This is a genomic window from Bacillus sp. 5mfcol3.1, assembly GCF_900114335.1.
Lineage (GTDB): Bacteria > Bacillota > Bacilli > Bacillales > Bacillaceae_G > Bacillus_A > Bacillus_A thuringiensis_S.
The window spans coordinates 447624-459183 of sequence record NZ_FOST01000002.1; the positions used below are offsets into that span (position 1 = coordinate 447624).

The following is an 11560-nucleotide window of genomic DNA, read 5'->3' on the forward strand; positions in this document are numbered from 1 at the left end:
GAAAGATGAGAGTTGTTTTACAACGATCAAAGAAAGCGTCTGTCACAGTAGACGGTGAGATCGTAGGACAAATTCCGTTCGGTTTAACATTACTAGTTGGCATTACGCATGAAGATACAGAAAAAGATGCAACTTATATTGCGGAAAAAATTGCAAACTTACGTATTTTTGAAGATGAGAGCGGAAAGATGAATCATTCTGTACTTGATGTAGAAGGACAAGTTCTATCTATTTCGCAATTTACATTATACGGAGATTGTCGCAAGGGAAGACGTCCAAACTTTATGGATGCTGCGAAACCTGACTACGCAGAGCGTTTATACGATTTCTTTAATGAAGAAGTTCGCAAACAAGGATTGCATGTGGAAACAGGAAAGTTCGGAGCAATGATGGACGTTTCTTTAATCAATGATGGTCCGGTGACCTTAATTGTAGAAAGTAAATAGTGTTGATAAAAAAGAGAGGGTTATATAATCCTCTCTTTTTTATACATTGTTGTATGTTTTGTTCATTTATTTGGAATCAATAGCAGTTTCGGTTATGTATAACTCTCTCATCAATATGGAACAATAAAAAGTAAAACATCCATATTGAATGTGAGGGATATACGTATGCGTATGAATGAAAAAGGGCATTCTGTTACAAATGGTGCAAATCAACTGTTTAACGTGAATTTTCATGATTTTATTTCAAAAGAGCAAAATAATACTTCAATGGAGCTTGCTTCCGAGTTTGGGATTTCTCTTCAAGATGTAAAGCGTTTAAAGAAGCAGATTGAACGTTCTTAGAGCACTTGACAATCTTACTTAACAAACGTATAGTAATTTTATATTTACATATGAATATAACCGTTGATAGAGAAGAGTAAATGAGATACACATGGAAAGAGAAGGAATGTCTTAGGCTGAAAACATTTCTGCATGATGACTGATTGAATGACACTCTAGAGGTTTCAACTTGAACGGCATATATGCTTAGTAGGGATGAACGCATATTTAAGCGTTATTAAAAAAGTGGAAGCATACGTGCTTCAATTAGGGTGGCACCACGGGTATAATACTCTCGTCCCTACTGTTTAAACAGTAGAGGCGGGAGTTTTTTTATTTTTATTAAGATTAAAACAATTTGAGGAGGAACTGAATATGTCTATTCAAATCCCACGCGGAACGCAAGATATTCTTCCAGGCACTGTTGAGTTATGGCAGTATATCGAAGGGCAAGCACGCGAAATTTGCCGTCGTTACAATTATAAAGAAATTCGTACACCAATTTTTGAGCACACTGAGCTATTTTTACGCGGTGTTGGTGATACGACAGATATCGTACAAAAAGAAATGTACTCATTCCAAGATCGTGGAGAGCGCAGCTTAACATTACGTCCAGAAGGTACTGCACCTGTTGTACGTTCTTACGTTGAAAATAAAATGTTTGGTGATGCAACACAACCAACGAAATTATACTATATCGGTCAAATGTTCCGTTATGAAAGACCACAAGCAGGTCGCTATCGTCAATTCGTACAATTCGGTATCGAAGCAATCGGCAGTAATGACCCTGCAATTGATGCAGAAGTAATTGCACTTGCTGTTGAATTTTACCGCGGCATGGGCTTAAAAAATATTAAAGTTGTATTAAACAGTTTAGGTGACGCAGCGAGTCGTCAAGCACACCGTGATGCATTAATCGCACACTTTGAGCCACGTATCGGCGAATTCTGCTCTGACTGTCAATCTCGCTTAGAAAAGAACCCACTTCGAATTTTAGACTGTAAGAAGGACCGTAACCATGAATTAATGGCAACAGCTCCATCTATTACAGAATACTTAAACGAAGATTCAGCAGTATACTACGACAAAGTACAAGAACTATTAACGATGATGGATGTTCCATTTGAAAAAGATCCGAACTTAGTGCGTGGTTTAGACTACTATCAACATACTGTTTTTGAAATTATGAGTGAGGCAGAAGGTTTCGGTGCAATCACTACATTAAGCGGTGGTGGCCGTTATAACGGACTTGTACAAGAAATCGGTGGACCAGAAATGCCAGGTATCGGTTTTGCAATGAGTCTTGAACGTTTAATTATGGCGCTAAAAGCTGAAAACATTGAATTACCACTTGAACATAGCATTGATTGTTACGTTGTAGCGCTTGGTGAAAAAGCGAAAGACCATGCTGCAAAAGTGGCATTCGATCTTCGTAAAGCTGGATTGTCGGTTGAAAAAGATTATTTAGATCGCAAAATGAAAGCACAATTTAAATCAGCAGATCGTCTAAAGGCGAAATTTGTAGCTGTATTAGGAGAAGATGAGCTAGATAAAGGCATCATTAACTTAAAAGATATGGCAACAGGTGAACAAGAAGAAGTAGCTTTAGATGTATTTGCTTCATACGTAGCAGAGAAATTAATATAGGGGGAACTTACAGTGGCTGAAAGAACACATGCATGTGGAAAAGTAACAGTAGAAGCTGTTGGACAAACAGTTCAATTAAAAGGTTGGGTACAAAAACGCCGTGACTTAGGTGGATTAATCTTTATCGATTTACGTGACCGTACAGGTATCGTACAAGTTGTATTTAACCCAGAAACATCAAAAGAAGCGTTAGAAGTAGCAGAAACAATTCGTAGCGAATACGTATTACACATAGAAGGTACAGTTGTTGAACGTGGTGAAGGCGCAATTAATGACAATATGGCAACTGGTCGTATTGAAGTACAAGCAACAAAAGTAAATGTACTAAATGCAGCGAAAACAACACCAATTATTATTGCTGATGATACAGATGCATCAGAAGATGTGCGTTTAAAATATCGTTATTTAGACTTACGTCGTCCTGTAATGTTCAACACATTCAAAATGCGTCACGACGTAACAAAAACAATTCGTAACTTCTTAGATACAGAAGAGTTCTTAGAAGTAGAAACACCAATTTTAACGAAAAGTACGCCAGAAGGAGCTCGTGACTATTTAGTACCAAGTCGTGTACATGACGGTGAATTCTATGCATTACCACAGTCACCACAGTTATTTAAACAGCTTCTTATGGTCGGCGGATTTGAGCGTTACTATCAAGTAGCACGTTGTTTCCGTGACGAAGATTTACGTGCAGATCGTCAACCAGAATTCACGCAAATCGATATTGAAGCTTCATTCTTAACACAAGATGAGATTTTAGAAATGATGGAGCGTATGATGACGAAAGTTATGAAGGATGCAAAAGGTGTAGAAGTTAGTGCACCATTCCCTCGTATGAAATATGCTGATGCAATGGCTCGCTACGGTTCTGATAAGCCAGATACACGCTTTGAAATGGAACTAACAGACTTATCTGAGTTTGCAGCAGGTTGTGGCTTTAAAGTGTTTACAAGTGCTGTAGAAAGCGGCGGACAAGTAAAAGCAATTAATGCAAAAGGTGCTGCAAGTAAATACTCTCGTAAAGACATCGATGCATTAACTGAATTCGTGAAAGTATACGGTGCAAAAGGTCTAGCTTGGCTTAAAGTTGAAGAAGACGGCTTAAAAGGACCGATTGCGAAATTCTTCGGTGAAGAAGATGCAAACGTGTTAATGAGTACATTAGAAGCTACTGCTGGCGACTTATTACTATTCGTAGCAGATAAGAAGAGCGTTGTTGCAGATAGCTTAGGCGCACTTCGTTTACGTCTAGGTAAAGAGCTTGAGTTAATTGATGAAAGTAAATTTAACTTCCTATGGGTAACTGATTGGCCACTTCTTGAGTACGATGAAGATGCAAATCGTTATTTCGCAGCTCATCACCCATTCACAATGCCATTCCGTGAAGACGTTGAGCTACTAGAAACAGCGCCAGAAAAAGCACGTGCACAAGCATATGACCTTGTATTAAACGGTTATGAGCTTGGTGGTGGATCACTTCGTATTTACGAGCGTGACGTACAAGAAAAAATGTTCAAAGCACTTGGATTCTCACAAGAAGAAGCGCAAGAGCAATTCGGATTCTTATTAGAAGCATTCGAATACGGTACACCACCACACGGCGGAATCGCATTAGGTTTAGATCGTCTTGTTATGTTACTTGCAGGCCGTACGAACCTTCGTGATACAATTGCATTCCCAAAAACAGCAAGCGCAAGCTGCTTATTAACAGAAGCTCCAAGCCCAGTTGCAGAAGCACAGCTTGAAGAGTTAAACTTAAAATTAAGCTTAAAAGAAGAAAAGTAAGAATAGGGTCTAGATGGTTATACTATAACCATCTAGACTTTTTTAATGGATAATTAAAAGAAGAAACAAAATCCCGGTTTACACTATGTTTTCATTATCGAAATATGTATTTTTAGGAATTCTATAACTTTTTCTATACAAATAGTCGGAAAAACGCTAGAATACATGGTAGACCATTTTTGTAATAGGAGTGTAGAGCTGAATGTTACATCAATTTTCACGTAATGAATTAGCCTTCGGTAAAGAAGGACTTGAAATATTAAAAAATAGTACAGTTGGTATTTTAGGAATTGGCGGCGTAGGTTCATTTTCAGCTGAAGCGTTAGCGCGTTCTGGAGTAGGACGTCTCGTATTAGTTGATAAAGACGTTGTAGATATTACAAACGTAAACCGTCAAATTCACGCTTTAGTATCTACTGTAGGACGTTCAAAAGTAGAATTAATGAAAGAGCGTATTGCAGACATTAATCCGGAATGTGAAGTAATTGGATTAGAAATGTTTTATACAGATGAAACATATGAAGAGTTCTTTAAACACGGTTTAGATTTCGTAGTGGATGCATCTGATACGATTACGTTCAAAATCCATTTAATTAAACAATGTTTACGTCGTAAAATTAAAATTATCTCATGTATGGGTGCAGCAAATAAAATGGACCCAACTCGTTTCCGTATTGCGGACATTTCTAAAACACATACAGATCCAATTGCGAAAGTAATTCGTACGAAGCTTCGTAAAGAGGGTATTAAAAAAGGTGTAAAAGTTGTCTTCTCTGATGAAAACCCAATCGTAATTCGTGAAGAAGTACGTAAAGAAATCGTACCAGACGAGAATGCAAAAATTCGTAAAGCGAAATTACCGCCTTCATCAAATGCATTTGTACCATCTGTGGCAGGCTTAATTATGGCAAGTCACGTTGTACGTGAACGTATTAAAAATGTAGAAGTGAAACGTGTAGGGCAAGAATAAAAGAAAAGCATATATCCATTTTGGATATATGCTTTTTTATATGTATTAAAGAAATATGGATATTTGCATCACTACTAGTTCAAATGTAAGTAAGGTTAGTAAGTAATAATCATATTTATCTGATTTATAGGCGGATGTCTTTTTTAGACTGTTAATGGTGAAAAGAGCTAAAGTCAGGACGAGAAGGCCAAGAGTTATTTTGAAGATTATTAATGAAATAGCAACCATCTCCCTTTAAAGGTATATGGTTATAATAACATTTTAGTAAAAATTATCCAATATGTTTTAGGAGTTTTCTTGTATGACAGGGAGTAATGTTATTGTAAATCTTTGTCATTAAATCGATCTCCTTTATTGAATCGTTGATATATTGCAAGTTGTGATAGATATATTTGAAAAATCGTTGATATATTGCAAGTTGTGATAGATATATTCGGAAAACCGTTGATATATTGCAAGTTACAATAGATATATTCGAAAAATCGTTGATATAAATTCATTTACCGACATGTATATATATGGTTTACCGAAAACAAACAAGGATGTCACTTAGTCAAAAAAGTGACATCCTTGTTTTTAATTCTCTGCAGAATATATAATATCTAAATTTCCATTTTGATCTGTCTTGAAAATGGGAGCAATCTGTTCTTCTTGTTCTTCAACCGAAACAAGTTTTCGAGCGCGATCCATAATTCGAACAAGCATCGCGTAATCTTCTTCGATTGCTTGTTGTTTTTTTGTGAGTACCGCTAATTTCGTTTCAAGTTCATGATTCGTTTTTTGCAGAGAAGTGAGCTGAGCTTGTAATACATCATTTTCAGTTTGCAACTTTGCAAGTGAAGGATTGTTATGTTCTAAATTTTGTAAAAATGAGATGACATTTTGCATTGTAAGATCTTGTTTACTTGGCGTAATATCTTCTGAAAAATCGGCGTCAATTACGAGTTGTTTCGTTTTCGTGAACCGATCTTTTTCTATATTAGCTTCAGAACGTTTTAATTCTTTACGTTGTTTTTTTGCAAGCTGCACCGCATCTTCGTAATTCGGTCTTACTTCAGCATTCCATCTAAAACCACAAGCTGCGGAAGTGCGGTTTAAAGCGTCGCCAACTTCATCAAACGCTTTTATTTGTGTACTTCCGCTGCGAATATGTCGCAAAACAGTTTCTGCTAAAAGGAGATCATCTTCTTTTGTCCATGCATCTTGACGTGTTTTCATAAGCGAAGCCTCCATAATGGTGACGTTTTCGTTTATGTTACCCTTTATTTTTCGTTTTATTCGAAGTTTGTAATCTTTCATAAACAGTAGAAAGTGCTTGCTCAAATTTCCCTGTCGTTTTCGGTTTATAATATTGCTTGTTTTTTATTTTATCAGGTAAGTATTGTTGCCTTACCCAGCCATTTGGATGGTCGTGTGGATATAAATATCCAATGCCTCTTCCGAGTGATTCTGCGCCTTTGTAATGACTATCTTTTAAATGGTTTGGAATGTCACCTGTTTGACCGTTGCGTAAATCGTGTAATGCAGCATCAAGTGCTTTATAAGCTGAATTTGATTTTGGTGATAAGCATAGCTCTATAACGGCATTTGCAAGTGGGATGCGTGCTTCTGGGAATCCAACTCGTTCAGCTGATTCAATTGCAGCTAGTGTACGCGGTCCAGCTTGTGGGCTAGCAAGTCCAATATCTTCATAAGCCATAATAAGAAGGCGTCTGCCAATACTTTGTAAATCACCTGCTTCAATAAGGCGTGCTAAATAATGGAGCGCTGCATTTACATCACTTCCGCGTACTGATTTTTGAAATGCTGATAATACGTCATAATGAGCATCGCCGCCTTTGTCGTGAACGAAGCTCTTCTTTTGTAAGCATTCTTCTGCAATCTCGAGTGTGATTTCAGCCGCTTGATCGTCTGTAGTAAAGCTAGATAATACAGCAAGTTCAAGTGCGTTATAAGCGGAACGCATATCACCACCAGAGGCATTTGCAAAATGATGTAGTGCTTCATCTGTTACCGTTACAGCATATTCTCCAAGGCCTTTTTCTTTATCTTCTAAAGCTCTTTTTAACCCAATTAAAATATCATCTTCTGTTAGTGCGTGTAATTCGAAAATTTGACACCTGCTTCGAATAGCGGAGTTTATTGCATGGAATGGATTACTTGTCGTTGCACCAATTAAAGTAAGAAGTCCGCTTTCTAAGTGAGGTAATAGAAAGTCTTGCTTTGCTTTATCTAGACGGTGAACTTCATCTAGAATTAAAACGAGGTGTCGATGCATCTTTGCTTCTTGTACGACAACTTCCATATCTTTTTTATTGTGAGTAACAGCGTTTAATAGACGAAACGGGGTACCGGTACTTCCTGCAATTGCACTGGCAATGGATGTTTTTCCTGTACCTGGAGGACCGTATAAAATCATAGATTGAAAATGATTTGCTTGGACCATTCGCCATAAAATCTTTCCTTCACCAACTAAATGCTGTTGCCCAATAATTTCTTGAATATTTGTAGGGCGCATTCGATGTGCGAGTGGTTGTTTCATTTAGACCGTCTCCCTTAATATATAATCTCGTTCTATCGTATCATTTTTTTCTACGAAATTTGAAATAGGATGCTGTTTTATGGGAAAAATGAAGAAGAATATTTTCATTTTTCTTTCAATTGTAATAATTTCCGAGTTTTTCAATGTGATTTTATGTTATCATTTTGATACACAAGTTGAAATTTCTTATAATACTATATTATGCTATAATTTCATAGGATTTTAAATTGTGTTCTTTTTATAAATAAGATATAACCAATAGAAGTGAAAATTTGAAAAGAGGTGCAAAATAGATGAAGATTTCAACAAAAGGCCGCTATGGCTTAACAATTATGATTGATCTTGCAAAAAAGTTTGGTGAAGGTCCGATTTCATTAAAATCAATTGCGCAGGCGCATGACTTATCCGAGCATTACTTAGAGCAATTAATTTCACCACTTCGTAACGCTCGTCTTGTAAAGAGTACGCGCGGGGCATATGGCGGATATGTATTATCTGATCAACCGGCTAACATTACAGCTGGGGATGTAATCCGTGTATTAGAGGGACCGATTAGTGTTGTAGAAATGATAGAAGAAGAAGAGCCAGCACAGCGCCAGTTATGGATGCGTGTTCGTGATGCGGTGCAAGAAGTGTTAGATAGTACAACGTTAGAAGATTTAGTACGTTATGAGGAAGAAAATCACGGGGGCTATATGTTTTACATTTAATTCCTTGTGAAACGATTTGGAAAGAAGGAGATTTAATGGAACGCATTTACTTAGATCATGCTGCGACATCTCCGACTCACCCAGAAGTGGTCGAAAAGATGATTCCATATATGACAGAAATATTCGGGAACCCGTCTAGTATTCACTTTTATGGACGTCAAACTCGTCACACAGTAGATGAGGCGAGACGAGTGTGTGCACGCAGCATTCATGCGAATCCGAATGAAATTATATTTACGAGCGGTGGTACAGAAGCTGATAATTTAGCGCTTATAGGTGTAGCACGTGCGAACCGTCATAAAGGTAACCACATAATAACGACGCAAATTGAACATCATGCGATTTTGCATACGTGCGAATTGTTAGAGCGTGAAGGGTTTGAAGTGACATATTTACCTGTCGATGAAACAGGACGCATTCAAGTTTCTGACATACAAAAGGCATTAACAGAAGAGACGATTCTTGTATCTATTATGTTTGGGAATAATGAAGTAGGGACAATGCAACCAATTGTGGAAATAGGAAAGCTGCTAAAAGAGCATCAAGCTTATTTCCATACAGATGCGGTACAAGCTTACGGTTTAGTAGAAATTAATGTGAAAGAGTTTGGTATTGATTTATTATCAATTTCAGCTCATAAAATTAATGGGCCAAAAGGTGTAGGGTTCTTATTCGCTGGTGCAAATGTGAAATTTGAGCCGTTATTAATAGGCGGAGAGCAAGAAAGAAAACGCCGTGCTGGTACGGAAAATGTGCCTAGTATTGCTGGGCTTCAGCATGCAATTCTTATAGCTGAAAAAACTCGTGAGCAAAAAAATGCCCAATATGAAGAGTTTAAAGATATAATGGTATCTGTCTTCAAAAATGAAGGCATTACTTTCGAGGTAAACGGAAACTTAGAACATCGCTTACCGCATGTACTTAATGTAAGTTTTACAGGAATGAACATTGAACCGTTTCTTGTGAACTTAGACCTAGCTGGCATTGCAGTATCAAGTGGTTCTGCTTGTACAGCTGGTTCGATTGATCCATCACATGTATTAGTAGCGATGTTTGGAAAAGACTCCGATCAAATACGTTCATCCGTACGCTTTAGTTTTGGACTTGGAAATACGAAAGAGCAAATTGAAAAAGCGGCGTACGAAACAGTGAAAATCGTGAAGCGATTAACACAAAATTAGCATGGGAGGTGACATGATGAACAAACTACCTCACGAAACACGCGTTGTCATCGGAATGTCCGGTGGCGTCGATTCATCTGTAGCAGCACTTTTATTAAAAGAGCAAGGTTATGATGTAATCGGAATTTTTATGAAAAACTGGGATGATACAGATGAGAATGGTGTCTGCACAGCAACAGAAGATTACAATGATGTAATTGAAGTGTGTAACCAAATTGGTATTCCGTATTATGCAGTAAACTTTGAAAAACAATACTGGGATAAAGTATTTACGTACTTCTTAGATGAGTACCGAGCTGGTCGTACACCAAACCCAGATGTAATGTGTAATAAAGAAATTAAATTTAAAGCATTTTTAGAGCATGCAATTGCGCTTGGTGCCGATTATGTAGCAACAGGTCATTATGCACGCGTTGCTTATATGGACGGCGAATATAAAATGCTTCGCGGCGTTGATGACAATAAAGATCAAACATACTTCTTAAATCAATTAAGCCAAGAGCAATTATCAAAAACAATGTTCCCGTTAGGTGAACTGAAGAAACCACAAATTCGTGAAATGGCGAAAGAAGCTGGCTTAGCGACAGCGGCGAAAAAAGATAGTACAGGTATTTGCTTCATTGGTGAGCGTAACTTTAAAGATTTCTTAAGTAACTACTTACCAGCACAACCAGGTGTAATGCAAACATTATCTGGTGAAGTGAAAGGGAAGCATGACGGTTTAATGTATTATACAATTGGACAACGTCATGGTCTTGGAATTGGTGGTAATGGTGATCCATGGTTTGCTGTTGGAAAAAATCTAAAAGAAAACATTTTATATGTTGATCAAGGATTCCATAACGAACTTCTATATGGTGATGAAGTTATTGCTACGAATGTAGGATGGGTAAGTAACAAAGAAAAAGAAACAGAATTTAAGTGCACGGCGAAATTCCGTTATCGTCAAGAAGACAATAAAGTAACGGTTCAAATCGTTGATGAAAATACAGTTCGTATTCTTTGTGATGAGCCAATTCGTGCAATTACACCAGGACAAGCAGTCGTTTTCTATGATGGAGATGAGTGCTTAGGCGGTGCTACAATTGATGAAGTATACCGTAGTGGTAAGAAATTGGATTATTTAGGATAAATGAGAAGCCTCTGCCGATTAGCGGTTAGAGGTTTCTTTTACATAAAGCGAATTTTCGTTCGCTTGGAAAATACATTCTTTGTTATAATTTGTTGTAGAGGTGAAGGACATGTCAAACAAACTTGAAACAGGTATTCAATATATGCAAGAAGGAAATTGGGAAGAAGCAGCTAAAAATTTTACAGAAGCAATTGAAGAAAATCCGAAAGATGCGCTTGGATACATTAATTTTGCAAATTTATTAGACGTATTAGGAGATAGTGAGCGAGCGATTTTATTTTATAAACGTGCATTAGAGTTAGATGATAAATCTGCAGCTGCTTATTATGGCTTAGGAAACGTATATTATGGCCAAGAGCAATTTACTGAGGCGAAAGTTGTATTCGAACAAGCAATGCAAGCTGGATTACAATCAGCTGATGTAACATTTATGTTAGGTATTACACATGTACAGCTTGGAAATGATCGTCTTGCACTACCATTCTTACAAAGAGCAACAGAATTAGATGAAAACGATGTAGAAGCTGTATTCCAGTGCGGACTTTGCTTTGCGCGACTAGAACATATTCAAGAGGCGAAACCTTATTTTGAAAAGGTATTAGAAATGGATGAAGAGCATGCAGATGCGTATTACAATTTAGGTGTTGCTTACGTATTTGAAGAAAATAACGAGAAAGCTCTCGCTTTATTTAAGAAAGCAACTGAAATTCAGCCAGATCACTTTTTAGCTGGTAATGGCGTTCGTTTATTAGAGCAAGAAGCTGAATAAGATAAAAATATAGTTTAATGGGTAGTTATCCCTCATCTAAAAAGGTGGGGGATG

At 37.3% G+C, this 11560-nt stretch carries 11 protein-coding genes and 1 other annotated feature; of the genes, 9 read left to right on the forward strand and 2 right to left on the reverse strand.

The window, feature by feature from the left end:
* The first annotated feature begins 5 nt into the window (after positions 1-5).
* From BM089_RS11580 to BM089_RS11600, 5 genes are all read left to right on the forward strand, one after another.
* Positions 6-446: a D-tyrosyl-tRNA(Tyr) deacylase gene (locus BM089_RS11580; RefSeq protein ID WP_001266965.1), complete on the forward strand. Its 441-nt coding sequence runs from the start codon at positions 6-8 to the stop codon at positions 444-446.
* A 165-nt stretch (positions 447-611) separates the two neighbouring features.
* Complete coding sequence (locus BM089_RS31070) at positions 612-788, forward strand: hypothetical protein (RefSeq protein WP_001242605.1); 177 nt, start codon at positions 612-614, stop codon at positions 786-788.
* Positions 789-842: 54 nt separating this feature from the next.
* Positions 843-1073 (forward strand) — a binding site (T-box leader).
* Between the two features lie 69 nt (positions 1074-1142).
* Positions 1143-2414, forward strand: coding sequence for a histidine--tRNA ligase (gene hisS / locus BM089_RS11590; protein ID WP_069356224.1), 1272 nt, complete (start codon positions 1143-1145; stop codon positions 2412-2414).
* Between the two features lie 12 nt (positions 2415-2426).
* Positions 2427-4202, forward strand: a complete 1776-nt coding sequence (gene aspS, locus BM089_RS11595; protein ID WP_090977013.1) for an aspartate--tRNA ligase — start codon at positions 2427-2429, stop codon at positions 4200-4202.
* A gap of 202 nt (positions 4203-4404) precedes the next feature.
* Positions 4405-5172: a tRNA threonylcarbamoyladenosine dehydratase gene (locus tag BM089_RS11600; protein ID WP_000903182.1), complete on the forward strand. Its 768-nt coding sequence runs from the start codon at positions 4405-4407 to the stop codon at positions 5170-5172.
* 576 nt (positions 5173-5748) lie between these two features.
* Here the strand turns inward: BM089_RS11600 and BM089_RS11615 are convergent.
* Positions 5749-6390 carry an RsfA family transcriptional regulator gene (locus BM089_RS11615; RefSeq protein ID WP_000857709.1) on the reverse strand — a complete coding sequence of 214 codons (642 nt, stop codon included), beginning with the start codon at positions 6388-6390 and terminating at the stop codon, positions 5749-5751.
* 37 nt (positions 6391-6427) lie between these two features.
* The gene (locus tag BM089_RS11620) at positions 6428-7714 is read right to left on the reverse strand and encodes a replication-associated recombination protein A (protein ID WP_090977017.1); all 1287 of its coding nucleotides are present in this window, start codon (positions 7712-7714) and stop codon (positions 6428-6430) included.
* Between the two features lie 293 nt (positions 7715-8007).
* Here BM089_RS11620 and BM089_RS11625 point away from each other — a divergent pair, with 293 nt between their 5' ends.
* From BM089_RS11625 to BM089_RS11640, 4 genes are all read left to right on the forward strand, one after another.
* Positions 8008-8424, forward strand: a complete 417-nt coding sequence (locus tag BM089_RS11625; protein WP_000704116.1) for a cysteine metabolism transcriptional regulator CymR — start codon at positions 8008-8010, stop codon at positions 8422-8424.
* Positions 8425-8459: 35 nt separating this feature from the next.
* Positions 8460-9605, forward strand: coding sequence for a cysteine desulfurase family protein (locus BM089_RS11630; RefSeq protein ID WP_078400283.1), 1146 nt, complete (start codon positions 8460-8462; stop codon positions 9603-9605).
* Positions 9606-9621: 16 nt separating this feature from the next.
* Entirely contained in the window at positions 9622-10737 is a 1116-nt protein-coding gene (gene mnmA, locus BM089_RS11635) for a tRNA 2-thiouridine(34) synthase MnmA (protein ID WP_001038010.1), read from the forward strand.
* Between the two features lie 109 nt (positions 10738-10846).
* Positions 10847-11506 (forward strand): tetratricopeptide repeat protein, encoded by a 660-nt coding sequence (locus BM089_RS11640; protein WP_000066411.1) that lies wholly within the window; start codon positions 10847-10849, stop codon positions 11504-11506.
* Positions 11507-11560: the final 54 nt, after the last annotated feature.

What these genes read in the sequence shown, in the direction of transcription:
- BM089_RS11625 (WP_000704116.1), top strand. Translation starts at nt 8,008, where the DNA reads ATGAAGATTTCAACAAAAGGCCGCTATGGCTTAACAATTATGATTGAT.
- BM089_RS31070 (WP_001242605.1), top strand. Translation starts at nt 612, where the DNA reads ATGCGTATGAATGAAAAAGGGCATTCTGTTACAAATGGTGCAAATCAA.
- BM089_RS11640 (WP_000066411.1), top strand. Translation starts at nt 10,847, where the DNA reads ATGTCAAACAAACTTGAAACAGGTATTCAATATATGCAAGAAGGAAAT.
- BM089_RS11620 (WP_090977017.1), bottom strand. Translation starts at nt 7,714, where the DNA reads ATGAAACAACCACTCGCACATCGAATGCGCCCTACAAATATTCAAGAA.
- mnmA (WP_001038010.1), top strand. Translation starts at nt 9,622, where the DNA reads ATGAACAAACTACCTCACGAAACACGCGTTGTCATCGGAATGTCCGGT.
- BM089_RS11600 (WP_000903182.1), top strand. Translation starts at nt 4,405, where the DNA reads ATGTTACATCAATTTTCACGTAATGAATTAGCCTTCGGTAAAGAAGGA.
- BM089_RS11580 (WP_001266965.1), top strand. Translation starts at nt 6, where the DNA reads ATGAGAGTTGTTTTACAACGATCAAAGAAAGCGTCTGTCACAGTAGAC.
- hisS (WP_069356224.1), top strand. Translation starts at nt 1,143, where the DNA reads ATGTCTATTCAAATCCCACGCGGAACGCAAGATATTCTTCCAGGCACT.
- BM089_RS11630 (WP_078400283.1), top strand. Translation starts at nt 8,460, where the DNA reads ATGGAACGCATTTACTTAGATCATGCTGCGACATCTCCGACTCACCCA.
- BM089_RS11615 (WP_000857709.1), bottom strand. Translation starts at nt 6,390, where the DNA reads ATGAAAACACGTCAAGATGCATGGACAAAAGAAGATGATCTCCTTTTA.